The sequence below is a fragment of the Roseovarius sp. genome, from assembly GCF_965228755.1.
Classification (GTDB): Bacteria; Pseudomonadota; Alphaproteobacteria; order Rhodobacterales; family Rhodobacteraceae; genus Roseovarius.
Genome location: NZ_CBDDIG010000013.1, coordinates 848631 through 872354, shown reverse-complemented (window position 1 = coordinate 872354; position 23724 = coordinate 848631). Strand labels below are relative to the sequence as shown.

Genomic DNA, 23724 nt, shown 5'->3' with positions numbered 1-23724 from the left:
CGCCGGTTCAGGCGGTGCCGTAGGCCTCGGCGATGGCCACCTGCATGGCGTCGCGCGGGGTACGGTCGCCCCAGATGACAAGCTGGAAGGCCGGGTAGAAGCGCTCGGCGCTGAGGACGGCGGCGTTGATCAGCGTATCGACCTGTTCGGGGCAGACGCTGGGCGCGCCGGCCATGACGAGGCCGTAGCGGTAGACCATCAGCTTCTGCTCGGCCCAGTAGGTAAAGGCGCCGGCCCAGCACTGGTCGTTCACTTCGTTGAGGGTCTGGTAGAGGACCGGCAGCTTGTCTTCCGGCGGCTCCATCTCGAAGGTGCAGACCATGCGCAGGGTCTCGTCATAGGCGGACCATGCCAGCGTGACCGAATAGGTGCGCCACTGGCCCTCGACAGCCATGGCGATCTGATCGTCTCCGATCCGGTCGAAATCCCAGTCGTGATGCTCGGCGAGATGCTCGACGATATCGATGGGGTGAAGATCTTCGCTCAGAAACTGCTCGGATAATGCCATGCCGCCACCTCTTTTGAGTTGTAGCGCGGGGGCTTGGCAGCGCCCCAAGCGCTAGGTGCCTGCTCTAGAACGGGGGCTTATTCCCTCTGTTCCTACCATATATCGTGGCGAGTGGATTGCGGCCTGTAAAGCTATTTGTTGGGGATAACCTCAATAAGTTGTGGATGACGTCAAAACTTCATCAAGATGAGATGGGGGTGTCATGTGGGGGGATGGTGTGAGGAAGGTGACGGTCGGTTGGCGCGCGGCCGAGATTGCAGACGCCGGGCGGCGCCCGTCCGCGGGTGGGCGCGCCGACGGGTGTGATGGTTGATTTATGGTGCGGCCAGCCTCCGACGGTGGCTCTGCATGGCGGCGGTGCAGAAGCGCCCGCCCGGTCGGGCGGACGGGCGCTGCCCGGCGGTGCGCCTTTGGCGCACCTTGATTCCGGGCGGGGCGTGAATCGGGGGATTTTTTGGCTGAAAGGTCGGCGGGCACCCGCCCTACCCTTACTTCTCCAGCGCCTCGATCCGCGCCTTGAGCGCCTCGTTCTCCTCGCGGGCCTTCTGGGCCATGGCGCGGACGGCGTCGAATTCCTCGCGGGTCACGAAATCGCGGTCGGCGAGCCAGCGGTCGATCATCGATTTCATCGCCGTCTCGGCCTCTTCCCGCGCGCCCTGGGCCACGCCCATGGCGTTGGTCATGAGCTGCGAGATGTCGTCGAATACCTTGTTGCGGGTCTGCATGGGGATTGCTCCGGCGTTACATTTGAAATCTATATGGGCCGCAAAACCCCGCCGCGCAAGGTTGACTTCCCCGTTGACTTCCCCGTGGCGACAGAGGCAGAGAGACACAAATGCAGGCCGCCATCCAATTCCCCGATCTGTCACCCGAGATCTTCACCCTGCCGATTTTCGGCATGGAATTCGCGCTGCGCTGGTACGCGATGGCCTATATCGTGGGCATCATCGTCGGCTGGCGGCTGGTGGTGGCGACGCTGCGCCGGCCGCACCTGTGGAAGAACGACACGCCCGTCATGAAGGAAAGCCAGGTCGAGGACCTGCTGACCTGGGTGGTGCTGGGCGTCATCCTTGGCGGGCGGCTGGGTTACGTGCTGTTCTACAAGCCCGCTTATTTCGTTCAGAACCCGGCCGAGATCCTGATGCTGTGGCAGGGCGGCATGTCGTTCCATGGCGGGCTTCTCGGGGTGATCATCGCCTGCGTGGGCTTCTCGTGGCGGCAGCGGATTCCGTGGCTGTCGGTGGCCGACGTGCTGTGCATGGCGACGCCGGTGGGCCTGTTGCTGGGGCGGATCGCGAATTTCATCAATGCCGAGCTGTGGGGCCGGCCGACCGACCTGCCGTGGGGGGTGATCTTTCCCGGCGAGATGGCGCAGTATTGCCCCGAGGTGGTGGGCGCCTGTGCGCGGCATCCCTCGCAATTGTACGAGGCGTTGCTGGAGGGGCTGATCCTGGGCGCGGTGCTGCTGTGGCTGGTGTTCCGGAAAGGCGCGCTGAAGCGGGTGGGCACGGTGACCGGCGTGTTCTTCGCGGGCTATGGCCTGGCGCGGTTCCTGGTGGAATTCGTGCGACAGCCGGATGCGCAGTTCGTGTCGGAAGGCAACCCGCTGGGGCTGGCCTTCCACGTGGGCGGCTACGGGCTGACCATGGGGCAGATCCTGTCGCTGCCGATGTTCGCGCTGGCCGCCTACCTGGTGATCCGGGCGCGCAGGCCGGCATGACCGCGCTGAAGGAGCTTCTTGTCAGCCAGATAAGGGCCAGCGGGCCGATGACGGTGGCGGAGTACATGGCCGCCTGCCTGATGCATCCCGAGCATGGCTATTACGCCACGCGCGACCCGCTGGGCGCGGCGGGCGATTTCACCACGGCGCCCGAGATGAGCCAGATGTTCGGCGAGCTGATCGGGCTGTCGCTGGCGCAGGCGTGGATGGACCAGGGGGCGCCGGGGGCGTTCGTGCTGGCCGAGCTGGGGCCGGGGCGCGGGACGCTGATGGCGGATGTGCTGCGGGCGACGAAGGGGGTGGCCGGGTTTCACGATGCGGCGCGGGTGAACCTTGTCGAGACCTCCCCGGCGCTCAGGCAGGTGCAGGCGCAGACGGTCAAATGGCCGGGGATCGCGTGGCGCGAGAGTGCCGCGGACCTGCCGGAGCTGCCGCTTTTCGTGGTCGCGAACGAGTTCTTCGATGCCCTGCCCGTCCGGCAGGTGCAGCGCGAGGGCGAGCGCTGGCGGGAACGGCTGGTGGGGCTCGAGGGCGAGGCGCTGACGATCGGGCTGAGCGATCCGAAGGCGATGGCCCCGCTGGAGCATCGGCTGGAGGACACGCGGGACGGGGATATCGTCGAGTTCTCGCCCATGGGCGAGAGCATCGCCGCCGAGATCGGCGGGCGGATCGCGAAACATGGCGGCGCGGCGCTGATCGTGGATTACGGCGACTGGCGGTCGCTGGGCGATACGTGGCAGGCGGTGAAGGGGCACGAGGCCGCGGACCCGCTGGCCGAGCCGGGGCGGGCCGACCTGACGGCGCATGTGGATTTCGAGGCGCTGGCGCGGGCGACGCCGAGCACATACAGCCGCCTGACCCCGCAGGGCGTGTTCCTGGAGCGGCTGGGGATCACCGCGCGGGCACAGGCGCTGGCCAGGGGGCTCGAGGGAGATCGGCTGGAAACCCACATTGCCGCGCATCGCCGCTTGACCCACCCGCATGAAATGGGGACGCTCTTCAAGGTAATGGCTTTCACCCCCGACGGGGCGGCCCCGCCGCCCGGATTGGACACATGACGCTCGAGATCATCACCGCCGAAGCCCTTGCCCCGCTGCGCCACGGGTTCTTTACCCGCAAGGGCGGTGCGTCGTCGGGCGTGTTCTCGGGGCTGAATTGCGGGCTGGGCTCGTCGGACCAGTCCGACGTGGTGCGGATCAACCGGACGCGGGCGGCCGATGCGCTGGGGGTCGGGCCGGAGAACTTGGTGAATGTCCACCAGGTGCATTCCGCGCGGGTCGAGGTGGTGGAGGGCCCGCAGGAGGAGCGGCCCAAGGCCGATGGCATGGTGACGAAGGTGCCGGGGCTGGCGCTGACGATCCTGACGGCCGATTGCCAGCCGGTGCTGTTCGCCGACCGGCAGGCCGGGGTGATCGGCGCGGCCCATGCCGGCTGGCGCGGGGCGCTGGACGGTGTGCTGGAAGAAACGGTGGAGCAGATGGAGGCGCTGGGTGCGTCGCGCCGGAACATCGTGGCAGTGATCGGACCGTCGATCAGCCAGCAGGCCTACGAGGTGGGCCCCGAGTTCCTTGACGACTTCATGGCCGACGATCCGGACAACCACCGTTTCTTCGCCAATGGCGAGGGCGACCGTTACCTGTTCGACCTGCCCGCGTTCGGGCTGCACCGGCTGCGCCGCGCCGGGGTGGGCCACGCGGAATGGACGCGGCATTGCACCTATTCCGATGCCGGGCGGTTCTTTTCCTATCGCCGGGCGACCCATGCGGGCGAGGCCGATTACGGGCGGCTGTTGGCGGCGATCCGGCTGTAAATGGGGCATGGCCGGGGCCGGCGGTGCCCGATCCTGCCACAATCACCCCCGACCGGACCGGCGGAAGCCTTTGGATCGAGGCTATTTCCGCAATGATTCCAGGCAGGTGACCGGAATTTGGCAGGGTTTCCGGAATTGGGCCGCCCTGCCCGGCAAAAGACCGAGGAATCCCATACCTGCGCCAAATCGTGGCCTCAAAGCCGGGCAATATTGCCCCTAACGGAACGAGGGACGCCGCAGCGCTCCGAAAACCGTCAGAGCAAGAGGGTAAGGGACATGAAGAGACGTTGGATGAAATCCGTCATCGAAACCAGCAAGCAGGCGACGCCGGCGCTGCCGTTCCAGCGCGGGATGCGCAACACGGCGCGGCGCGAGCCGGGCCAGGCCGCCGTACCGGTCAAGGCCGTGCGCACCGCCTGAGCGGCGTTGCCACGGGCGGGGTTGCCCCAATTGTGGCGAAGTTGCGCGATTCGACTCGCATGGAAATGCCGAATTGTGGCGAACTCGTCGACACGTGGCCAACAATCTTAACGAAGTTTAAAGGATTGTCGGCAAGTGCATGACAGTGATTGGTCAAATTTGACTAAACTTGGGCAATTGCGCCAATTGTTTGTCATCGCAACGTGAATGGTAACTAGTCCTTCTGTCGTTGTCGGTGGGGGCCGACGCGGTTGAGACAACCTGATAAAGGTGACTCAATAATGGTATCCCCCTACGATTCCGCGCATTTTTCCGCGCGTTCCGGTAACAAGTCTTCTGTACATCAAAATCGCGGCGCCGTGCCCCAGCAGGCACGCAAGACCCTTGCCATGCGCAAGTATCGCATCTCGTCCCTGATGGCCGACGGCCAGATCCGCACCTCCGACCAGATCGGGCCGGCGATGCCGATCTTCGAATCCGCCTTCTTGGCCTTTGCCCACGGCACGCTGATCAACACCACGCAAGGCCAGGTCGCGGTCGAGGATCTCGAGCCGGGCATGAAGCTGCAGACCGCCGACCAGGGGGCGATGCAGCTGGTTTGGGTGGGGGCGATGACGCTGATGCCGCGCTCGGACCAGCATCCGCATGGCAGCAGCCTGACCCGGATCATGGCCGACAGTTTCGGCTTCGGGCGCCCGCAGGCCGATATCATGGCCGGGCCCGGCGCGCGGTTCCTGCTGCGGCCCAGCGGCTATGCCGAGCGATTCGGCAGCAACCGGGCGCTGACGCCCGCCGCGCAGCTGGTCGACGGGTTCAACGCCATCGAGATCACGCCGCCGCGGCCGGTGACGGTCTATCACCTCTGCCTGCGCCGCCACGCGATCATCACCGCGGGCGGGATGGAGGCCGAAAGCTATCACCCCGGCCCGGGCTTCGAGCGGAACATGGGACCCAACATGCTGAGCCTGTTCCTGTCGTTTTTCCCGCATATCAAGAAGCCGCGCGATTTCGGTCCGCTGGCGCAGGATCGGCTGCCGCTGAAGGGGATCGAGAACGCGGCCGAGATGGCCTGACGCCACGAATTTTGCTGCCACGACCGAAACGGGGCGCGACGGGGGTCGCGCCCCGTTTCGATTGTGTGGAGCGCCGGCGCGCACCCGGCCGGCCGTCGTTCAGAAACCGGCCCTTTCGGCAATCAGCCGGGCCAGACGCTCGGAATATTTGCGGGTCACGTGGTTGTGGTCGTAGACGACGAGGTGGCCCTCCGCGTCGACCGAGGTACAGTGCGTGTCGCCGCAGAAAATCTCTGTCGGGTCGATGTAAAGGTCCGGCAGGTCGGCGAGGCCGCGCAGTTCGACACGCGCGGCGAGATGCTCCGACGTTTCGATGGCCGGCACCTCCTGAATGCCGAGGCGCAGGTTCTGCAGCAGGTAGACCGCCACGTTCTCGGAGAAGACGGGGCCCTGTTCGAGGAATATGACGCGCAGGTTCGTGGCGTGCAGGCGGGCGACCGCCTCGGCCATCTTGTCGCGGACGGCGGCGTAGGAGGGTTTCCGGCCGTCGATGGTGACGTTGCCAGCGCTGGCGGCGCCGATGATGTTGCCGGTGATCACCACGTCGGTGATGCCCGGCAGCGCGTCGATGTGATCGAGAATGGCCTGATGGGTGTCGCTGTTGCAGCGACGCTTGTAGCTGTTGGCGAGGCCGGGCACCGGCGGGCAGCCATTGGCCACGAAGGCAATGCCGCGCAGCCCCCTGTCGCGCGCCATGCGGTCCATCCCCCCCAGCAGGGCACCGGCGAGGCTGTCGCCCCAGAGCACCAGGGTCGGCGCCGCTTGCGGATCGCCGAACTCGCAGCGTCGCACGCCGAAGCGGTCGGGGTCGCCGCAGTCCATCCGGACATCGCGCCGCTCGACATAGCGCAGCAGGTCCTCGTCGGCGTTTTCCAGCGCCCAGCGGTAGGAGGGCACCGTCTCGGGCCGCTTGTCGGCCTGCATGTAGATCAGCACCGCCGCCCCGACCGAGACCACGGCGGAGCCCACCATGGACCACGCCACCGCCTTGGTCGGCAGGCGCCGGCGAAACGGCTGTTCGACCAGGCGGTAGCCGGCATAGGCCAGCAAGAAGGACAGCCCGATCAGCAGCCAGACATTCTGGTCGAAGGCGATCCGGCCGAAGCGGTGCTGGACCAGCGCGAAGACCGGCTGATGCCAGAGATACGTGCCATAGGAGATCAGCCCGATCCCCACCAGCGGCCGCAGGCTGAGGATGCGCTGCACGACGCCGCCGTCGCGGGCAAAGAGGATCACCAGCACCGTGCCAAATGTGGGAGGGAGGGCGCTTATGCCGGGAAACCGGGTGCCGTCATCGTAGATCAGGATTGCGAAGGCAATCAGCGCGATGCCCGAGGCCGCCAGCCCGTCGCTCAGGACCGGTCGGAGCCGGGGGGCGCCGGATGTCCTCAGGTAGAGGGCGGCCAGCGCACCAAGGAGCAGTTCCCATGCGCGGGAGGGCAGAAGGAAGAAGACCGCGGCCCGGTCGAGCGACAGCGCCCATTCGGCCAGCACGAGGCTGGCGATCGTCAGCGTCACCAGGATCGGGATCACGGACTTGCGCCAGATCAGCATCATCAGGAGGGGGAATAGGATGTAATATTGTTCCTCGACCGCGAGGCTCCAGGTGTGGAGGAGCGGCTGAAGCTCGGCGCTGGTCTCGAAATAGCCTGTCCGGCTCCAGAAGAAGAGGTTCGAGGTAAAGGTGGCGACGGAGAGGACGCTGTAGGTGAAGGTCTCGAGGTCGCGCGGCATGAGCCAGAACCACGCGAAGGGCAGGCTGACGAGGACGACGAGAAAAAGCGCCGGCAGGATGCGCCGCGCGCGCCGTTCGTAGAAGCGCCGGAGCGAGAAACGGCCCTGGTCGATCTCGTCGGCGATGATCGTGGTGATGAGGTAGCCGCTGATCACGAAAAACACGTCGACGCCGACATAGCCGCCGCCGAACGCGGTGAAACCCGCGTGGTAAAGCACCACCGGCACAACGGCCAGCGCCCTGAGACCGTCGATTTCAGCTCTGTACCTGATGGATTGCCCCCAACGTGAAGTCGGCCCGAAACCCGGCAGGCCGGTGTGCCTCAGGCGGATTTCTTCAGCCGGTCTTCCAGTACGTCGAAGGGTACGCCCGGCTCGTCCTTGGCGCCGCGGATCACCAGCGAGGTCTTGACGCTGCCCACGTTGTCGGCCGCCGTCAGTTCCTCGGTCAGGAAGCGCTGGAAGGTCGAGAGGTCGGGCGCCACGCATTTGAGGATGAAATCCACCTCGCCGTTCAGCATGTGGCATTCGCGCACCAGCGGCCACGCCCGGCAGCGGGCCTCGAAAGCCGACAGGTCGGCCTCGGCCTGGCTTTGCAGGCCGACCATGGCATAGACCTGCACCTCGAAGCCCAGTTCGCGGGCGTCGACCTTGGCGTGGTAGCCCTGGATATAGCCGCTTTCCTCGAGCGTGCGGACCCGGCGCAGGCAGGGCGGGGCCGAGATGCCGACGCGCTTGGCCAGTTCGACATTGGTCATCCGGCCGTCAGCCTGCAGTTCGGCGAGGATCTTGCGGTCGATCTCATCGAGTCGGGTCGCGGGCATTCTGGGTCTCCTTGAATTCGCGATTGTTATACCACCACTGCGGGCACGCGCAATAATGTTTCGCCCTTGCGCAAGATCGTTTCCCTATTGGCGCACCATCGGCGTTTCGCATCGCGGCGGGGGCCCGGAACGGCCGGGCCGGCACGCCGCGGTTTCGCGGGAATGCGTCCCGCTTTGCGCATGACGGGCTTGCGGGGGTTTCGCGCCCCCTGCCCCGCCGCTATATCTGTGCCCCGAGTCACCGACACCCTTATCACGCAGGTTCCGATCATGGCCGAGACACGTCACACCAAAACCCTCATCATCGGGTCAGGCCCGGCCGGCTATACCGCCGGTGTCTATGCCGCCCGCGCCATGCTGGAGCCGGTGCTGGTTCAGGGGATCGAGCCGGGTGGACAGCTGACCACCACCACCGAGGTCGAGAACTGGCCCGGCGATACCGAGGTGCAGGGCCCCGACCTGATGGTGCGGATGGAGGCCCATGCCAAGGCGATGGGCTGTGACATCGTGAGCGACATCATCACCCACCTGGACACCGACAGCCGCCCCTTCAAGGCGACCGGCGACAGCGGCACGATCTATACCGCCGACAGCGTGATCATGGCCACCGGCGCGCGGGCCAAGTGGCTGGGGATCGACAGCGAGGAGGCCTTCAAGGGCTTCGGCGTGTCGGCCTGTGCCACCTGTGACGGCTTTTTCTACCGCGGCGAGGAGATCGTCGTGATTGGCGGCGGGAATACCGCCGTGGAAGAGGCGCTGTTCCTGACCAATTTCGCGTCGAAGGTGACGCTGATCCACCGGCGCGACGAGCTCAGGGCCGAGAAGATCCTGCAGGACCGGCTGCTGAAGCATCCGAAGATCGAGCCGCTGTGGTTCCACGAGCTTCAGGAGGTTCTGGGCGACGACACCCCCAAGGGCGTGACCGGCGTGCGGGTGAAGAACAACCAGACCGGCGAGGTGTCGGACATTCCCTGCAAGGGCGTGTTCATCGCCATCGGCCACGCGCCCGCCAGCGAGTTGCTGAAGGGCAAGGTCGAGATGCATCACGGCGATTACGTCAAGGTCGAGCCGGGCAGCACGCGCACCTCGGTGCCCGGCCTCTTCGCGGCCGGCGACCTGACCGACCATATCTACCGTCAGGCGGTGACCAGCGCCGGGATGGGCTGCATGGCGGCGCTCGATGCCGAGAAGTTCCTCGCCGAGCTGGAGGATCTGCCGGTTCAGCCCGCCGAGAAGGTCGTTGCCGTCGAGTGAGCGGCGCGGTGAAAAGCGCCTGGCGCCGGCCGAAACGGCAATGCACCGCGCACATAGCGGCTTTTTCGCCAGTTTCGCCCAGAACTCCGCCTGTGTGCTTGCATGTGGGGTTCAAGCCGGTTTAAGGCGCCATTGACGCCGGGGCCGGTCGTTCCGGGCCTCTGAATTTCCATTGTCCAGACGACGCGAGAGAAGCAATGTCTTATTCGAACCTGGCTCCGATTCCCGAGCTGTATGTCTCCTACGATTCTGCACAGAAACTGAAGGTCGAAGCCGGCGACCTGACAAGCTGGGACCTGAGCCCGCGCCAGATCTGCGATCTCGAACTGCTGATGAATGGCGGTTTCAACCCGCTGAAGGGTTTCCTGACCGAGGCCGACTATAACGGCGTGGTCGAGGAGATGCGGCTGGCCGACGGCTCGCTCTGGCCGATGCCGATCACGCTGGACGTGTCCGAGGCGTTTGCCGAGGGCATCGAGCCCGGCCAGGACATCGCGCTGCGCGACCAGGAGGGCGTGATCCTCGCCACGATGACCGTCACCGACCGCTGGACGCCCGACAAGAAGCGCGAGGCCGAGAAGGTTTTCGGCGCCGATGACGAGGCGCACCCGGCCGTCGACTACCTGCACAACACCGCCGGAAAGGTGTACCTTGGCGGGCCCGTCGTGGGCATCCAGCAACCGGTGCATTACGATTTCCGCGCCCGCCGCGACACGCCGAACGAGCTGCGCGCCTATTTCCGCAAGCTGGGCTGGCGCAAGGTCGTGGCCTTCCAGACCCGCAACCCGCTGCACCGCGCGCACCAGGAACTGACCTTCCGCGCCGCCAAGGAAGTGGAAGCCAACCTGCTGATCCACCCCGTCGTGGGCATGACCAAGCCGGGCGATGTCGATCACTTCACCCGCGTGCGCTGCTACGAGGCGGTGCTGGACAAGTACCCGGGCTCGACCACCACGATGAGCCTGCTGAACCTCGCCATGCGCATGGCCGGCCCGCGCGAGGCGGTCTGGCACGGGCTGATCCGCCGCAACCACGGCTGCACCCATTTCATCGTCGGCCGCGACCATGCCGGCCCCGGCAAGAACAGCGCGGGCGAGGATTTCTATGGTCCCTACGACGCGCAGGACCTGTTCCGCGAGCACCAGGACGAGATCGGCATCGAAATGGTCGACTTCAAGCACATGGTCTATGTGCAGGAGCGCGCCCAGTACGAACCGATGGACGAGATCGAGGACAAGGACAACGTCACGATCCTGAACATCTCGGGCACCGAGCTGCGCCGGCGTCTGTCGGAAGGGCTGGAAATCCCCGACTGGTTCTCCTTCCCCGAGGTGGTGAAGGAACTGCGCCGCACCAAGCCGCCGCGCTCCGACCAGGGCTTCACCGTGTTCTTCACCGGCTTCTCGGGCTCGGGCAAGTCGACCATCGCCAACGCGCTGATGGTCAAGCTGATGGAGATGGGCGGCCGCCCGGTCACGCTGCTCGACGGCGATATCGTGCGCAAGAACCTGTCGAGCGAGCTGGGCTTCTCGAAGGAACACCGCGACCTCAACATCCAGCGGATCGGCTATGTCGCCAGCGAGATCACCAAGAACGGTGGCATCGCCATCTGTGCGCCGATCGCGCCTTACGCCTCGACGCGCCGCAAGGTGCGGCAGATGATCGAGGAATACGGCGCCTTCTGCGAAGTGCACGTCGCCACCTCGATCGAGGAATGCGAACGGCGCGACCGCAAGGGGCTCTACAAGCTGGCGCGCGAAGGCAAGATCAAGGAATTCACCGGGATTTCCGACCCCTATGACGTGCCCGAGACCCCCGAGCTGCGGGTCGAGACGGAAGGCACCGACGTGGACAACTGCGCGCACCAGGTGATCCTGAAGCTCGAGCAGATGGGGCTGATCGCGGGCTGAGGCCCCTGAACGGCGAACGGATTGGCGGGCGGTCCTTCGGGGCCGCCCGTTGTCGTTTCAGGGGGGCGGGGTTGGCGGAGCGGGTTGCCCTGGGCTAGAGCCGGGGCATGTATGCCATCGCGCTCACCTCCATCCCGCCGCGCCTGCCCCGCCTGGGGCCGGTGCTGGCGTCGCTCCTTGCGCAGGAGCCGGCGCCGGCGCGGGTGATACTGTGCCTGCCGGAGCAATGGGCGCGGTTTCCCGGCGGTGGCGCCCTGCCCGCCATGCCCGAGGGAATCGAGCGGCTGGACGTGCCCGAGGATCTCGGCCCCGCGACCAAGGCTGTCGGCCCGGCCCGGGCGCTGGCGGGACAGGTGGAGCGGCTGATCTATTGCGACGACGACTGGCTGATGCCGCAGGGCTGGGCCGGTGCCCTGCTCTCGGCGCAGCGGAAGGGCGAGGCGGTGGCGGCAAGCGGCTGGACGGTGGACCGGCTGACGCGGCGCAGCGGGGCGCGGCCGGGCTGCGTGGACATCGCGCAGGGGTTTTCGGGCGTGCTGATCGACCCGCGCTGGCTGGCGGGCGACGGGATGGCGCCGCCGTCGGCGGCCTGGGCGGTCGACGATATCTGGCTGTCGGGACAGCTGGCGCGGCAGGGCATCGCGATCCGCCTCGCGACCGGCGCGCGGGCGGGCATGGCGCCGGCATACGACGACGGGCACGCGCTGCAGGATGCGGCGATCGGCGGCCGGACGCGGCACGAGGCGAACATGGCCTGCGTCGAGGTGCTGACGCGGCGATATGGTATCTGGCCCGCCCTTTAGGCCCCCGACGCGCGGACCTGTCTGCCGGATGCCTCCGGCGGGGATATTTTGGGCCAGAAGAAACACGGGCCACGCGCCCTGCTTCTTCTTGGTCGCAAATATCCCGGGGAGTTTGAGAGGCTGGCCCCTCAATCGCTCCGCCCGATCAGCCGGGCGGGTCGGGGCGGTCTTCCAGGACGGCGGTGGCGGCGCGGTGGTAGAAATCGGCGTAGGACGCGGCGGCCGGGATGGCCCGTTCCAGCCCCGGCAGGCGGGCCGCGTAGTCGGCTTCGGACATCGACAGGAGGGCCGCGTGCATCTCCGCTTCGGACCGGCACAGGATCATGCCGGAGCTGTCCATGAAATCGCCGATATTGGGGCAGCCCCAGTAGATCGGCACGGTCCGGCAGAGCACCGCGTCGACCAGTTTCTCGGTGAAGTAGTTCCGCTCCTGCACGTTCTCGATGATCAGCGAGTAGCGGTAGGGGGCGAGCCCGTCGGCCTTGGTGTCGAAGGGTTTGTAGCCGCGGCCCATCACGTCGACCGGCAGCGCCTCGGCCCGCACCCGTTCCACCAGCCGGTGGCGCAGGGCATGGCCCGCCTGCGAGCGCTTCTTCGAGGCAATGAGCGAGCACATGGCGGATTTGGTCATGTCGCGGCTCTGCCAGTCGCGGACCCAGGTGCTGCCATAGGGGAAGAAGATGCCGTTCGGGACACGGGCGAGCAGGTCCTCGTTGTAGCTGAGGATGCGGTGGTAGCGGCGGGCGGCGCGGGCGACGCGGGCCTGGTAGGTGCCGTGGATGGCGGCCGGTTCGGCCAAGATGATCGAAACGCGCGCCCGCGTGCCGAGGCCGGGCCAGGCGAGGTAGTAGCTTTGCGCGAACCCCACGAGGTGATCGGTGGGGGCGAGGTCGGCGATGGTCGCCCCCTTCCCCGCCAGCCGATCGGGCCGGCCCAGCGGCCAGAGCAGCCGGTCGAGCGGCACGCGCCCGCGGCGCAGGCCCGGCTTGATGGCGGGCGTCATGACGGCAACGGCAGGGGTGGGATCAGGCATCGCAGGCTCCGCTTGGCAGGCAGCGTCATACGGGCAATTCGCCCGTTCGGCAATCGCCGCACCGCCGATCCCGGCGGCCTTAAGCGCTTTACCGGGGCCGATTTCGCCGGTATCCGTGGTCACCGTCAGCCCACCGCGCCCCGCCTGCAAGGAGACGCCCCCGTGACCGCCGCCGCCGCCAGAGCCGACGCCGAGAAAGGCCCGCGCCGATGACCGCCGCGCGCGAGGCTTTCATCACGGCGATGCGCCAGGTCGCGGCCACGGTCACCGTGGTCACCACCGACGGCCCCGCGGGCCAGGCGGGCGCCACCGTCAGCGCCTTTACCTCGCTGTCGGCCGATCCGCCCTCGGTGCTGGTCTGCCTGAAGGCCGACAGCGGCATCGCCCGGGCGGTGCGCGGCAACGGGGTGTTCTGCGTCAACGTGCTGCCCGAGGATGCGGTCGAGATGGCCCAGGCCTTTGCAGGGGTCTTCGATCACGAGCGCGACAGCCGGTTCCAGGGGGTGGAGTTCTCGAACACCGAGTTCGGCCCGATCCTGGCGCGGGCCACGGCCTTCACCTGTTCGCTCAACCACCGGCACGTGCATGGCAGTCACGCCATCTGTATCGGCGACGTCACCGGCATTTCCAATGCCGGCGAGAAGCCGCTGACCTACATGAGCGGGTCGTTTCACATCGTCCGGCCACGGCAGATCTGACCGGCCGTCGGCCCGGACCGGGCCCGCATTATGCAGCGACTTCGGTAGCTTGGCCGAAATTTACCCCGTGCGCGCCGCGAAATGGATATGGCTCCGACATATTGTCGCCGGTTTTTTCGCGCCTTGTCCGACCAAAGGGAAACCACCAGAAGGTCAGCAAGGCATGGGACGGCTGGAAAATATTTACGAGGGCGAGTGGAGCACGGTTTCGCTGACCGCGACGGCACTGGGCCTGACGGTGCGCGAACGGTTCGAGCGCTTCAAGGTCGAGGCGATGTCGGAGCTGGTGCTGCGGCTGGCCGGCGGGCTGATGGTGGCGGGCTCGACCCTGCTTTGGCTGGTGTTGCCGCTGGGGGCGGGCGCAGACCAGCTCGTCTCGCACAGCCTGCTGGCGACGCTGTTCACGGCAACCGGGCTGGTCGTTTATGCCTATGGCACGCGCGGCTTCCGGCGCCAGCTTTCGCTGGATGCCAAGCGCGGGACGCTGTCGCTGACCAAGATCAACATGAACGACCAGGGCCGCGTGGTGCGCAGCATCCGCCTGAACGAGATCGAAAGCCTGTTCCTGCGCCGCCCGGCGGGGCGCGCGGGATTTGCCTCGCTCTACGTCCGGGTGGCCGGGCAGGACAGCCCGCTTCTTGCCCTGACCGGGTCGACAGCAGAGCTGGAGCGCATTCACGAGGACCTCTGCGATGTCATCCAGACGTCGGGAACCGATGTCCAGCAGGGTGCCGGACAGGCGGCGGGGCGGTTCTCGAGAGGGCTGTTGTCGGCGTAAGGGCACGCCTTCGAGTTATTCAGGGTCACCCGTCGGGGTGGCCCTTTTTCGTCGTGCCCGTCACAAGCCGGCGGCGAGATGGTCGATGAAGCCGCGCACGTTGGCGTCGAGCAGCCGCCGGTGCGGGTAGATCGCAAGGATCTGCACCGATCCCGTCCCGGCCCGCGGCAGAAGGCGGATGAGCCGCCCCGCCTCGATGTCCGGCTGCACGATCACCTCTGGCAACAGGGTCACGCCCATGCCGGCCAGCGCGGCCTCGCGCAGCGCCTCGGCGTTGTCGAGCCGCAGGCGCGTGCGCCCCGAGACGCGCATATGCGTGCCGTCGCCGTCCTGAAGGCGCCAGGTCAGGTGCTGGCCCTGCTGGCTGTGCACGAGCAGGTCGTGGCGGCTGAGCCCCTCGACACTGGCCGGCGGCCCCTTGATTTCGAGGTAGCCGGGGCTGGCGCAGAGCACCAGCTTCTCGCGCCGTAGCGTGCGGCTGATCAGGCCGGGCGACGGGTCGGTGACGCCAAGGCGGATGGCGAGGTCGAACCCCTCGGCGACGATGTCCGAGACGCGGTCCGACAGGCTCATCTCCACCTGCACAAGCGGCCAGCGGTCAAGAAACTGCCGCACCGCCGGCAGGATCAGCCGCCGGCCCACCGCATCGGGGGCGGCGATGCGCAGCTGGCCGCGCGGCTCGCCGGTGCTGCGGACGATGCTGGCATCGGCGGCATCGAGTGCCGCGCGCACCGCCAGGGCATGATCAAGGAGGGTGCGGCCCGCATCGGTCAGGCTGAGGGCGCGGGTGGTGCGGTTGAGCAGCCGGGTGCCGAACCGCGCCTCGAGCCGGGCGACGGCCTTGCCGGGGGCCGAGCGCGACAGCCCGTGGCGATGCGCCGCCGCGACGAAACTGCCGGCCTCCACCACGTCGATGAAAACCAGCAGGTCGTTGACCTCCGCGCCGGTCATAGAGGAATGGATTGTGGAAATGGGATCGTCACAGACAGGACCACCGTTCGTTGCCATGACCCCTAGATAGGGCCTGTACCCCGCAGGAAAAGGAGAAACCCCGATGACATCTGCACCCGTTCGCATGAACCCGCCCGAACTGCCCGATGCCGGCAAGGTCGGCTATTCGCAAATCTCGGTCGCCGAGGCCGGGCGGCTGGCCTTCGTGTCGGGGCAGGTGGCGCTGCGTGCCGACGGCGCGCCGGTGCCCGAAGGCCTCAACGCGCAGGCGCGGATCGTTTTCGACAACCTCGGCGCGGCGCTGGCGGCGCTCGGGGCGGGGCGGGAGCGGATCGTGCAGATGCGGATCTACATGACCGACCTGCGGCCCGAGACGATGGCGGTGGTGATGCCGCAACTGGCCGAATTCCTGGACGGCGTGCAGCCCAGCGTCACCGGCGTCGGTGTGACCGCGTTGGCAGAGCCGGAGTTGCAACTGGAGATCGAGATGGTGGTCAGCCTGCCGGCGTGAGAAACCCGGGCCACAATAGAAAAGGGGCCGCCCCGAAAGGCGGCCCCTGGTATTTCGTGCGCAGACTTCGGCAGATTACATCATGCCGCCCATGCCGCCCATGTCGGGCATGCCGGCGCCTGCGCCGTTACCTTCCTTTTGCGGTTTGTCCGCAACCATCGCTTCGGTGGTGATCAGCAGACCGGCGATCGAGGAGGCGTCTTCCAGCGCGGTGCGGACGACCTTCGCGGGGTCGATGACACCGTAGGAGAACATGTCGCCATATTCCTCGGTTTGCGCGTTGAAGCCGAACTTCGGATCGTTCGATTCACGGATCTTGCCGGCCACGACCGAGCCGTCGACACCGGCGTTCTCGGCGATCTGGCGAAGCGGTGCTTCCAGTGCCTTGCGAACGATGGCGATGCCATTGTTCTGGTCGTGGTTTGCGCCTTCGAGGCCGTCGAGCGCCTTGGCACCCTGGATCAGGGCCACGCCGCCGCCGACAACGATGCCTTCCTGAACCGCGGCGCGGGTGGCGTTCAGCGCGTCATCGACGCGGTCCTTGCGCTCCTTCACCTCGGTTTCGGTCATGCCGCCGACGCGGATGACGGCAACGCCGCCGGCCAGCTTGGCAACACGTTCCTGCAGCTTCTCGCGGTCGTAGTCCGAGGTGGTGTCCTCGATCTGCTTGCGGATCTGGCTGACGCGGGCTTCGATTTCGGCTTTCTCACCGGCACCGTCGACGATGGTGGTCTCGTCCTTGGTGATCGACACTTTCTTGGCCTGGCCAAGCATGTCCATGGTGACGCTTTCCAGCTTCATGCCGAGGTCTTCCGAGATGACCTGGCCACCGGTCAGGATCGCGATGTCCTGCAGCATGGCCTTGCGGCGATCGCCGAAGCCCGGTGCCTTGACGGCCGCGATTTTCAGGCCGCCGCGCAGCTTGTTGACCACGAGGGTCGCCAGCGCTTCGCCTTCGACGTCCTCGGCGATGATCAGCAGGGGTTTCTGCGACTGGATCACCGACTCGAGCAGCGGCACCATCGGCTGCAGCGACGAGAGTTTCTTCTCATGCAGCAGGATCATGCAGTCTTCCAGCTCGGTGGTCATCTTGTCGGCGTTGGTCACGAAGTAGGGCGACAGGTAGCCGCGATCGAACTGCATGCCTTCGACGACGTCGGTCTCGGTTTCGAGGCCCTTGTTTTCCTCGACGGTGATGACGCCGTCATTGCCGACCTTCTGCATCGCGTCGGCGATCATCTGGCCGATTTCCGATTCGCCGTTGGCGGACACGGTGCCGACCTGGGCAACTTCGCTCGAGTCCTTCACTTCGCGGGCGAGGTTCTTGATGTGGTCGACGACCTTGGCGGTGGCAAGGTCGATGCCGCGCTTGAGGTCCATCGGGTTCATGCCGGCGGCAACGGCTTTCATGCCTTCCTTGGCAATCGCCTGGGCCAGCACGGTGGCGGTGGTGGTGCCGTCGCCGGCCTCGTCATTGGTGCGGCTGGCGACTTCTTTCACCATCTGCGCGCCCATGTTCTCGAACTTGTCTTCCAGTTCGATTTCCTTGGCGACCGAAACACCGTCCTTGGTGATGCGGGGCGAGCCGAAGGATTTGTCGAGAACCACGTTGCGGCCTTTCGGGCCGAGGGTCACGCGGACGGCATCGGCCAGCGTGTTGACACCGCGCATCATCTTGTTGCGGGCGTCGGTGTTGAATTTGACGTCTTTTGCAGACATGTCAGTTGCTCCTGAAATCTTGTTGTCGTTGGGTCAGTTAGACGATCCGGGGCGTTCAGGCTGCCTTGGCGGCCTTGTCACCGTCGATGATGCCCAGAATGTCGCTTTCCTTCATGATCAGCAGCTCTTCACCGTCGAGCGTGATCTCGGTGCCCGACCACTTGCCGAACAGGATGCGGTCGCCGGCTTTCACGTCCAGCGCAATGCGTTCGCCGTCGTCGTCACGGGTGCCTGCACCGACGGAAACGACTTCGCCTTCCTGCGGCTTTTCCTTGGCGCTGTCGGGGATGATCAGCCCGCCAGAGGTTTTCTCTTCGCTCTCAACGCGGCGGACAAGCACGCGGTCATGCAGCGGTTTAAATGCCATTGCTTTGGCTCCTTGGCTCAAAGTTTCCTCCAATCGCCCCGTCCCGGGCGATTAGCACTCATAGCTGGTGAGTGCTAACGGCGAATAGCTAGGGGCTGGTCGCAAGCCTGTCAACATCCCGTGAGGCATTTTTTCGAAAGAGAGTTTGCGGCCGGGGCATGGGGCCCATAGGGTTCCGCCCGAGAGGGGCGGAAAGGAGATTACATGCTGCGTCTTGTTGCCGTGATTCTGTTGGTACTTCAACCCGTTGCAGCCCTTGCGCTGTGCGAGGGCCGCGACCTGATCGACGCCATGCCCGAGGCCGAGCGGCAGGAGGTGCGGGACAGGGCCGCCGCCGCCCCCTACCCCGAGGGCCTGCTGTGGCGGGCCGAAAAGGGCGAGACGGAGATCACCATCTTCGGCACCTACCACTTCCGCCACGCCGAGACCGACGCCCACCTCGAGCGTCTCAAACCGCTGATCGACGCCGCCGATGCCGTGTACCTGGAGATGTCGCTGGAGGATCAGAAAGGGTTTCAGGCCAAGCTGGCCAGCGACCCGTCGATCATGTTCATCACCGAGGGCAAGACCCTGCCCGACCTGCTGGGCGAGGCCGACTGGCAGCATTTCAAGGCCGAGATGGAGGCGCGGATGATCCCCGGCTTCCTGGCCGCCAAGTTCAAGCCGCTCTGGGCCGCGATGATGCTGGGGATCGGCCCCTGCGAGGCGCGCAACGGCGGGATGGAAGGCGGCGGCATCGACGAGATGGTCGGCGAATACGCCACCGAGCAGGGGCTCGGCACGCGCTCGCTGGAGGATTTCGCCGAGGTGCTGGCGACGCTCGACACGGAGCCGGCCGAGAAGCAGATCGAGATGATCCGGATGACGCTGGCCTGGCCGGGCGATGCGAACGACATGTCCTACACGGTCCGCACGCGCTATCTGCAGCAGGAAATTGCGCTGATGTGGGAGTTCTCGCGCGCCGTGTCGCTGAAATACGGCGGGCCGACGGCGGAAGGGGATTTCGCGCGGTTGGAGAAGATCTTCCTGACCGACCGCAACGCGGGTTGGGTCGAGAAGCTGCTGGCCGAGGTGCCGGGGCAGAAGGTGGTGCTCGCCGCGGGGGCCGGGCATCTGCCGGGCGAGATCGGCATCCTCTACCTGCTGGAACAGGAAGGCTTCACGATCGAGCGGCTGCCGCTTCGTCCGTGACGGCAAGGCCGCCCGCGTCGCTCAAGCCGTAAAGCCCGCGCTCGACGCGGATGAACCAGCCGGAATGGTTGTCGGCCATGATCCGCGTCGCGCGCGTCACGCCCGTGGCCTTGGCCACCTCGGCGCCGCGGCAGGCGCCGTTTGCTGCCAGGTGCGCCAGGATACGCAGCGTGTCCTGCTTGTAGGCAGTCATGATCGCCCCCCGCGTGCCGCCCGCGTTCGGGTCGCCCTCGCGGCGGGCGAACTCGGTCAGCAACCGCTCGCGCCGGCGCTGCGACTTGCGCGGCCGGAACGGCACCGGGTCGCAATGCACCTGCACGAAGCCATCCTCGGCCCGCACGCTCAGCACGCCCACGCCCAGCCGCTTGCACAGACCCACATTGCCCTTGAAGGCACGCCAGCCCGCCCTGCCCTGCCAGCGCGGGACCGCGACATAGACGGCATCGGAGATCGCCTGCCGCGCCACGGCCTGTTGCAGGAGGGTGAGGGAGAAGCCGGTTTTCAGCTCCACCAGCAGCGGCTCTTCCCCGTCGCGGCAGGCCACCACGTCGGCCGGGCCGACCTCGGCCTTGACCTCGTAGCCCAGCGCTTCGAGCCATGCCTTGACGGGCGGGTAAAGGTCGGTTTCGGCCAGTCTGCTCATGGCCCGAAGGGTAGCCGGGGCGGGGGCGGCTTGCCAATGCGGGAAATGCGATTGAGCGGGCCGCGTGGCAGGGCTACCCTGATCCGGGGCTTTGCAGGAAGGACCGCCATGACCGACATACCCGTCACCCGCCCCATGAGCGCTGCAGAGCTGGAAACGGTGATGGGCTGGGCCGCCGAAGAGGGCTGGAACCCTGGTATCGCCGATGCGGCGGCCTTCCATGCGGCCGACCCGGAGGGGTTCTTCCTGACGCTGGTGGGCGGCGAGCCGGTGGCGGCGATCTCGGTGGTCAACCACGACGAGGGGAACGCTTTCCTCGGCCTCTACCTCTGCCGGCCGGAATGGCGCCGGCGGGGGATCGGCTATGCGACGTGGATGCACGGGCTCGATCATGCCGGTTCGCGGACGGTGGGGCTGGATGGCGTGCCGGCGCAAGAAGGGAATTACCGGGTGTCGGGATTCGTCCGGACCGGGGCGAGCCTGCGGCACGAAGGGCGGGCGGAGGCAAAGACCTCGGATGCCGTCCGCGCCGCCACGGAAAGGGACATGCCCGCACTGATGGCACTCGATGCCCGCGCTACGGGCCATGCGCGGCCGGGGTTCCTGACGGCGTGGCTGTCGAACGAGGCGGAGGTACGGGAGACGCGGGTGCTGCAGGCCGAGGGCGAGATCGCGGGCTTTGCCACGTGGCGGGCGTGCGGCACCGGCACCAAGATCGGGCCGGTCATCGCGCCGGGCCCGGGCGAGGCGCTCACCCTGATCGCCGACATCGCCGCCCTTCGCCCCGACGGCCCGCTGATCGTAGACGTGCCGGAGGGCAACACCGCCCTGCGCCGGGCGCTGGAGGAAGCCGGATTTACCGTTCCCTTCGCCACCGCCCGGATGTATCGCGGCCCGGCGCCCGAAACCGGCCCCACCCTGCAAGCGATCGCCACGATGGAGCTGGGATAGACGACGATCCGTGCGGTATCGGGCGAAATGATGCTGCACCGCAGCATCGGTAGTGACAAGCCTTCGCGACATGCCTATAAGGCGCGCAATTTCTCATCGCAGACAGGATCACTCCGACATGACCACGCTTGTTTTCGGCCATAAATCCCCCGACACCGATTCCACCGGCTCGCCCATCCTGTGGGCGTGGTACCTCAAGGAGGTGAAGGGCATCGACGCCGAGGCCGTGCTGCTGGGCGAGCCCAACACCGAGGCGGCCTTCATGCTCGAGCGCTGGAACCTGCCGAAGCCGCGCATCATCTCCGACGTCGAGGACGGGCAGGCCTGCGTGATCGTCGACACCAACAACCCCGCCGAGCTGCCCGCCAACGTGAACGGCGCCGACGTGCAGGCGATCATCGACCATCACAAGCTGGTCGGCGGGCTGGAAACCAAAGGCCCGATCGACATCACCGTGCGCCCGCTGGCCTGCACCGCGACGATCATGGTCGACCTGATGGGCGAGGATGCCGGACGGATGCCGAAGTGGGCCAAGGGCGCCGCGCTGACCTGCATCCTGTCGGACACGCTGGAATTCCGCTCGCCCACCACCACCGACCATGACAAGGCCGTGGCCCAGCAACTGGCCGCCGATCTCGGCATCAGGATCGCGGATTACGCCGCCGAGATGTTCGCTGCCAAGTCCGACGTGTCGGCCTTCTCGGATGCCGAGCTGCTGCGGATGGACTCGAAGGAATACGAGGTGGGCGGCAAGAAATTCCGCGTCTCGGTTCTGGAAACCACCGCGCCCGACATGGTCCTGTCGCGCAAGGACAGCCTGATGGAGAGCATGAAAGGCGTGGCCTCGGAAGACGGCGTCGACCAGGTGCTGCTCTTCGTGGTGGATATCCTCAAGGAAGAAGCCACCCTGCTGGTGCCGAACGACCTGGTGAAAACCGTGGCCGAGAAAAGCTTCGGCGCGTCCGTCTCGGGCGACACGGTTGTCCTGCCGGGCGTGATGAGCCGCAAGAAGCAGATCATCCCGAACCTCGCGGTTTGAAGACGTTCGGACGGTCGAAGACAGGGCGCCTCCGGGCCAGCCCTTTGCCCTCAATGATGCACATGTGACCCCGCAGTGGGCTCGAAGCGCAGTGATCGCTTTGAGCCCACTGCGACCTACCGATGAAGTGCCTGCGCGGAATCCAGGGCGAAGCCCGCCGCGCATCGACGGGCCGCCCCGACGGCACGGCGATTTTGCATCGGAGTGCCACGCTAAGATCACGGATGTACTTGGCAGACATAAAGTGCCCAGCACCACCGTCGGTTCGCCGCACCACGGCCCGTCGATGCGCGGCTTCGCACCGTCGGGATTCACTGACCACTCTCACCGTACAGCCGACATTCATCGCAACCAGTTCCCGACAGTTTCTTCAAAGCTGGTTGCGTGTCATCGGCCTGACTGAACGGCTGTCAGCCCCCCACTGCTGCATAATGGACTTATAGAGCCGGGCCTTCGGGCACCCTTTTGCGTCCGACCGCTCAAGCCCCCCGCCATGGCTGCCAAAACCGCGTGCAGGAACACAGACCGCCAGCCCCGAGTTGACCCAGCGATGCGACGCACCCTCGTGACCCTCTCCGCCCTGCTGCTCGGTTTCTTCATGCTCCAGATGAGCAACGGCCTGCAAGGCTCGCTGCTGGCGCTCAGGGCCGATATCGAGGGATTCGGTGCCACGGCGATCGGGCTGGTCATGTCGGGCTTCTATGTCGGCATGGGCTTGGGCTCGCTGCTGGCGGGGCGGCTGATCGAGCGGGTGGGGCATATCCGCACCTTCGCGGCGCTGGCCTCGGTCGCCTCGGCCATGGCGCTGGTCCACCTGATCCTGATCGACCCGGTCACCTGGGTGTTGGTGCGGGCCATCACCGGCTTCTGCTTCGCGGGTCTGCTGATCGCGGTGGAATCCTGGCTCAACGCCTCCGTCGCCAGCCATGAGCGCGGGCGGCTTCTGTCGGTTTATGCCATGGTGGGCATGGCCGCCGGGGTCTGCGGCCAGCTTCTGCTCGACGCGGCGCCGCCGGAAAGCTTCCTGCTGTTCCTTGTCGTTTCGGTCGGGCTGTCCATGGCCCTCGTCCCCACCGCCCTCAGCCAGGCGAAGGCGCCGGTGCCGGAGGGCGCCCAGCAGCGGCCCTCGATCAAGCTCCTGTGGCAGATCTCGCCCTTCGGGGCGATCGCCATGGCCATGGCCGGCGCGTCGCTCGGCACCTTCCTCGGGCTGGCGCCGGTCTTTGCCCAGCGGATCGGCTTCTCACCGTCGGAAATCGCCTACCTGATGGCCGCGGCCACCCTCGGCGCGCTGGCGCTGCAGTTCCCCATCGGGGCGCTTTCCGACCGGATCGACCGCCGCTGGGTGTGCATCACCGTGGCGCTGGCGGCCACGCTGATCATCGCGATCCTATCGCGCGTCAACGTGCAGGGCTTTGCCGTCAGCCTCGCCATCGCGGCCCTGATCGGCGGGCTTCTCCTGCCGACGATCTCGGTCGTTGTCGCGCATATCAACGACCGGGCGCCCGCCGACTCGCTGCTGGCGGCCTCGGGCGGGATCGTGCTGATGCAGGGGATCGGCGCCGCCGCCGGGCCGTTCATCGGCGGCGCGGCGATGGATGCGCTGGGGCCCACCGGCTTCCTGCTGACGCTCAGTGCCGCGCAGGCGGTGATCGTGCTCTTCGCGGTGTTCCGCCTGACGGTGACCAAGGGGATCGAGCCCGAGCAGAAGACCAGCTACGCCCCGGTGCCGATGTCGGGCGTGGAGGGGGACCTGCAATTGCCCGAGCCGGGGTAATACGGCCGCG

At 66.7% G+C, this 23724-nt stretch carries 24 protein-coding genes; 15 read left to right on the top strand and 9 right to left on the bottom strand.

Annotated elements, in window-relative coordinates; translation table 11 throughout:
- Nucleotides 1-7 precede the first annotated feature (7 nt).
- Both ACO07J_RS22595 and ACO07J_RS22590 read right to left on the bottom strand, forming a co-directional pair.
- Nucleotides 8-508, bottom strand: coding sequence for a YbjN domain-containing protein (locus ACO07J_RS22595; RefSeq protein WP_057817817.1), 501 nt, complete (start codon nucleotides 506-508; stop codon nucleotides 8-10).
- A gap of 488 nt (nucleotides 509-996) precedes the next feature.
- Nucleotides 997-1233, bottom strand: coding sequence for an accessory factor UbiK family protein (locus ACO07J_RS22590; protein ID WP_057817815.1), 237 nt, complete (start codon nucleotides 1231-1233; stop codon nucleotides 997-999).
- Between the two features lie 110 nt (nucleotides 1234-1343).
- Here ACO07J_RS22590 and lgt point away from each other — a divergent pair, with 110 nt between their 5' ends.
- The 5 genes from lgt (at nucleotide 1344) to ACO07J_RS22565 (ending at nucleotide 5531) form a co-directional block, all read left to right on the top strand.
- Nucleotides 1344-2228 (top strand): prolipoprotein diacylglyceryl transferase, encoded by an 885-nt coding sequence (gene lgt, locus ACO07J_RS22585; RefSeq protein ID WP_422033189.1) that lies wholly within the window; start codon nucleotides 1344-1346, stop codon nucleotides 2226-2228.
- Nucleotides 2225-3286 (top strand): class I SAM-dependent methyltransferase, encoded by a 1062-nt coding sequence (locus ACO07J_RS22580; protein WP_422033187.1) that lies wholly within the window; start codon nucleotides 2225-2227, stop codon nucleotides 3284-3286. Before lgt ends, ACO07J_RS22580 begins: the two co-directional genes overlap by 4 nt.
- The gene (gene pgeF / locus ACO07J_RS22575) at nucleotides 3283-4038 is read left to right on the top strand and encodes a peptidoglycan editing factor PgeF (RefSeq protein WP_422033185.1); all 756 of its coding nucleotides are present in this window, start codon (nucleotides 3283-3285) and stop codon (nucleotides 4036-4038) included. Before ACO07J_RS22580 ends, pgeF begins: the two co-directional genes overlap by 4 nt.
- Before the next feature lie 276 nt (nucleotides 4039-4314).
- Nucleotides 4315-4458 (top strand): hypothetical protein, encoded by a 144-nt coding sequence (locus tag ACO07J_RS22570; protein WP_422033184.1) that lies wholly within the window; start codon nucleotides 4315-4317, stop codon nucleotides 4456-4458.
- Nucleotides 4459-4847: 389 nt separating this feature from the next.
- The gene (locus ACO07J_RS22565; protein ID WP_422033183.1) at nucleotides 4848-5531 is read left to right on the top strand and encodes a Hint domain-containing protein; all 684 of its coding nucleotides are present in this window, start codon (nucleotides 4848-4850) and stop codon (nucleotides 5529-5531) included.
- 99 nt (nucleotides 5532-5630) lie between these two features.
- On the opposite strand, the gene ACO07J_RS22560 is transcribed toward ACO07J_RS22565, so the two are convergent.
- Together ACO07J_RS22560 and ACO07J_RS22555 are read right to left on the bottom strand one after the other, a co-directional pair.
- Nucleotides 5631-7520 carry an acyltransferase family protein gene (locus ACO07J_RS22560; RefSeq protein ID WP_422033492.1) on the bottom strand — a complete coding sequence of 630 codons (1890 nt, stop codon included), beginning with the start codon at nucleotides 7518-7520 and terminating at the stop codon, nucleotides 5631-5633.
- Nucleotides 7521-7588: 68 nt separating this feature from the next.
- Nucleotides 7589-8089, bottom strand: a complete 501-nt coding sequence (locus tag ACO07J_RS22555) for an Lrp/AsnC family transcriptional regulator (RefSeq protein ID WP_300895076.1) — start codon at nucleotides 8087-8089, stop codon at nucleotides 7589-7591.
- A 270-nt stretch (nucleotides 8090-8359) separates the two neighbouring features.
- Here ACO07J_RS22555 and trxB point away from each other — a divergent pair, with 270 nt between their 5' ends.
- The 3 genes from trxB (at nucleotide 8360) to ACO07J_RS22540 (ending at nucleotide 12056) form a co-directional block, all read left to right on the top strand.
- Complete coding sequence (trxB, locus tag ACO07J_RS22550) at nucleotides 8360-9343, top strand: thioredoxin-disulfide reductase (protein WP_422033180.1); 984 nt, start codon at nucleotides 8360-8362, stop codon at nucleotides 9341-9343.
- A gap of 197 nt (nucleotides 9344-9540) precedes the next feature.
- Nucleotides 9541-11253 carry a bifunctional sulfate adenylyltransferase/adenylylsulfate kinase gene (locus ACO07J_RS22545; RefSeq protein ID WP_422033178.1) on the top strand — a complete coding sequence of 571 codons (1713 nt, stop codon included), beginning with the start codon at nucleotides 9541-9543 and terminating at the stop codon, nucleotides 11251-11253.
- Nucleotides 11254-11360: 107 nt separating this feature from the next.
- A complete protein-coding gene (locus ACO07J_RS22540) occupies nucleotides 11361-12056 on the top strand; it encodes a hypothetical protein (protein ID WP_422033176.1) in 696 nt (231 codons plus the stop codon).
- Nucleotides 12057-12201: 145 nt separating this feature from the next.
- Here ACO07J_RS22540 and ACO07J_RS22535 read toward each other — a convergent pair whose 3' ends face one another.
- Complete coding sequence (locus ACO07J_RS22535) at nucleotides 12202-13089, bottom strand: glycosyltransferase family 10 domain-containing protein (RefSeq protein ID WP_422033174.1); 888 nt, start codon at nucleotides 13087-13089, stop codon at nucleotides 12202-12204.
- Between the two features lie 209 nt (nucleotides 13090-13298).
- On the opposite strand from ACO07J_RS22535, the gene ACO07J_RS22530 reads away from it, so the two are divergent.
- Complete coding sequence (locus tag ACO07J_RS22530; protein ID WP_422033172.1) at nucleotides 13299-13787, top strand: flavin reductase family protein; 489 nt, start codon at nucleotides 13299-13301, stop codon at nucleotides 13785-13787.
- A 163-nt stretch (nucleotides 13788-13950) separates the two neighbouring features.
- Nucleotides 13951-14565, top strand: a complete 615-nt coding sequence (locus tag ACO07J_RS22525; protein ID WP_422033170.1) for a hypothetical protein — start codon at nucleotides 13951-13953, stop codon at nucleotides 14563-14565.
- Between the two features lie 60 nt (nucleotides 14566-14625).
- Here the strand turns inward: ACO07J_RS22525 and ACO07J_RS22520 are convergent, their stop codons facing one another.
- Complete coding sequence (locus ACO07J_RS22520; RefSeq protein WP_422033168.1) at nucleotides 14626-15516, bottom strand: LysR family transcriptional regulator; 891 nt, start codon at nucleotides 15514-15516, stop codon at nucleotides 14626-14628.
- Nucleotides 15517-15619: 103 nt separating this feature from the next.
- Between ACO07J_RS22520 and ACO07J_RS22515 the strand changes: the two genes are divergently transcribed.
- Entirely contained in the window at nucleotides 15620-16027 is a 408-nt protein-coding gene (locus ACO07J_RS22515) for a RidA family protein (RefSeq protein WP_422033166.1), read from the top strand.
- 75 nt (nucleotides 16028-16102) lie between these two features.
- On the opposite strand, the gene groL is transcribed toward ACO07J_RS22515, so the two are convergent.
- Together groL and groES are read right to left on the bottom strand one after the other, a co-directional pair.
- Nucleotides 16103-17746: a chaperonin GroEL gene (groL, locus tag ACO07J_RS22510; protein ID WP_422033164.1), complete on the bottom strand. Its 1644-nt coding sequence runs from the start codon at nucleotides 17744-17746 to the stop codon at nucleotides 16103-16105.
- Between the two features lie 55 nt (nucleotides 17747-17801).
- Nucleotides 17802-18113, bottom strand: coding sequence for a co-chaperone GroES (groES, locus tag ACO07J_RS22505; RefSeq protein WP_422033162.1), 312 nt, complete (start codon nucleotides 18111-18113; stop codon nucleotides 17802-17804).
- A gap of 204 nt (nucleotides 18114-18317) precedes the next feature.
- Here groES and ACO07J_RS22500 point away from each other — a divergent pair, with 204 nt between their 5' ends.
- On the top strand, nucleotides 18318-19304 hold the full coding sequence (locus tag ACO07J_RS22500) for a TraB/GumN family protein (RefSeq protein WP_422033160.1): 987 nt from the start codon (nucleotides 18318-18320) through the stop codon (nucleotides 19302-19304).
- Here ACO07J_RS22500 and ACO07J_RS22495 read toward each other — a convergent pair.
- Nucleotides 19273-19947: a DUF2161 domain-containing phosphodiesterase gene (locus tag ACO07J_RS22495; protein WP_422033158.1), complete on the bottom strand. Its 675-nt coding sequence runs from the start codon at nucleotides 19945-19947 to the stop codon at nucleotides 19273-19275. The genes ACO07J_RS22500 and ACO07J_RS22495 overlap by 32 nt on opposite strands.
- A 108-nt stretch (nucleotides 19948-20055) precedes the next feature.
- On the opposite strand from ACO07J_RS22495, the gene ACO07J_RS22490 reads away from it, so the two are divergent.
- The 3 genes from ACO07J_RS22490 (at nucleotide 20056) to ACO07J_RS22480 (ending at nucleotide 23714) form a co-directional block, all read left to right on the top strand.
- Complete coding sequence (locus ACO07J_RS22490; protein ID WP_422033156.1) at nucleotides 20056-20898, top strand: GNAT family N-acetyltransferase; 843 nt, start codon at nucleotides 20056-20058, stop codon at nucleotides 20896-20898.
- 118 nt (nucleotides 20899-21016) lie between these two features.
- Nucleotides 21017-21937 (top strand): manganese-dependent inorganic pyrophosphatase, encoded by a 921-nt coding sequence (locus tag ACO07J_RS22485; protein WP_422033154.1) that lies wholly within the window; start codon nucleotides 21017-21019, stop codon nucleotides 21935-21937.
- Between the two features lie 550 nt (nucleotides 21938-22487).
- Nucleotides 22488-23714, top strand: a complete 1227-nt coding sequence (locus ACO07J_RS22480) for an MFS transporter (protein WP_422033152.1) — start codon at nucleotides 22488-22490, stop codon at nucleotides 23712-23714.
- The last annotated feature ends 10 nt before the right edge of the window (nucleotides 23715-23724 follow it).

Excerpts from the sequence above, each read along its gene's own strand:
- ACO07J_RS22595 (WP_057817817.1), bottom strand. The coding sequence starts at position 508 with ATGGCATTATCCGAGCAGTTTCTGAGCGAAGATCTTCACCCCATCGAT.
- ACO07J_RS22590 (WP_057817815.1), bottom strand. The coding sequence starts at position 1,233 with ATGCAGACCCGCAACAAGGTATTCGACGACATCTCGCAGCTCATGACC.
- lgt (WP_422033189.1), top strand. The coding sequence starts at position 1,344 with ATGCAGGCCGCCATCCAATTCCCCGATCTGTCACCCGAGATCTTCACC.
- ACO07J_RS22580 (WP_422033187.1), top strand. The coding sequence starts at position 2,225 with ATGACCGCGCTGAAGGAGCTTCTTGTCAGCCAGATAAGGGCCAGCGGG.
- pgeF (WP_422033185.1), top strand. The coding sequence starts at position 3,283 with ATGACGCTCGAGATCATCACCGCCGAAGCCCTTGCCCCGCTGCGCCAC.
- ACO07J_RS22570 (WP_422033184.1), top strand. The coding sequence starts at position 4,315 with ATGAAGAGACGTTGGATGAAATCCGTCATCGAAACCAGCAAGCAGGCG.
- ACO07J_RS22565 (WP_422033183.1), top strand. The coding sequence starts at position 4,848 with ATGCGCAAGTATCGCATCTCGTCCCTGATGGCCGACGGCCAGATCCGC.
- ACO07J_RS22555 (WP_300895076.1), bottom strand. The coding sequence starts at position 8,089 with ATGCCCGCGACCCGACTCGATGAGATCGACCGCAAGATCCTCGCCGAA.
- trxB (WP_422033180.1), top strand. The coding sequence starts at position 8,360 with ATGGCCGAGACACGTCACACCAAAACCCTCATCATCGGGTCAGGCCCG.
- ACO07J_RS22545 (WP_422033178.1), top strand. The coding sequence starts at position 9,541 with ATGTCTTATTCGAACCTGGCTCCGATTCCCGAGCTGTATGTCTCCTAC.
- ACO07J_RS22540 (WP_422033176.1), top strand. The coding sequence starts at position 11,361 with ATGTATGCCATCGCGCTCACCTCCATCCCGCCGCGCCTGCCCCGCCTG.
- ACO07J_RS22535 (WP_422033174.1), bottom strand. The coding sequence starts at position 13,089 with ATGCCTGATCCCACCCCTGCCGTTGCCGTCATGACGCCCGCCATCAAG.
- ACO07J_RS22530 (WP_422033172.1), top strand. The coding sequence starts at position 13,299 with ATGACCGCCGCGCGCGAGGCTTTCATCACGGCGATGCGCCAGGTCGCG.
- ACO07J_RS22525 (WP_422033170.1), top strand. The coding sequence starts at position 13,951 with ATGGGACGGCTGGAAAATATTTACGAGGGCGAGTGGAGCACGGTTTCG.
- ACO07J_RS22520 (WP_422033168.1), bottom strand. The coding sequence starts at position 15,516 with ATGACCGGCGCGGAGGTCAACGACCTGCTGGTTTTCATCGACGTGGTG.
- ACO07J_RS22515 (WP_422033166.1), top strand. The coding sequence starts at position 15,620 with ATGACATCTGCACCCGTTCGCATGAACCCGCCCGAACTGCCCGATGCC.
- groL (WP_422033164.1), bottom strand. The coding sequence starts at position 17,746 with ATGTCTGCAAAAGACGTCAAATTCAACACCGACGCCCGCAACAAGATG.
- groES (WP_422033162.1), bottom strand. The coding sequence starts at position 18,113 with ATGGCATTTAAACCGCTGCATGACCGCGTGCTTGTCCGCCGCGTTGAG.
- ACO07J_RS22500 (WP_422033160.1), top strand. The coding sequence starts at position 18,318 with ATGCTGCGTCTTGTTGCCGTGATTCTGTTGGTACTTCAACCCGTTGCA.
- ACO07J_RS22495 (WP_422033158.1), bottom strand. The coding sequence starts at position 19,947 with ATGAGCAGACTGGCCGAAACCGACCTTTACCCGCCCGTCAAGGCATGG.
- ACO07J_RS22490 (WP_422033156.1), top strand. The coding sequence starts at position 20,056 with ATGACCGACATACCCGTCACCCGCCCCATGAGCGCTGCAGAGCTGGAA.
- ACO07J_RS22485 (WP_422033154.1), top strand. The coding sequence starts at position 21,017 with ATGACCACGCTTGTTTTCGGCCATAAATCCCCCGACACCGATTCCACC.
- ACO07J_RS22480 (WP_422033152.1), top strand. The coding sequence starts at position 22,488 with ATGCGACGCACCCTCGTGACCCTCTCCGCCCTGCTGCTCGGTTTCTTC.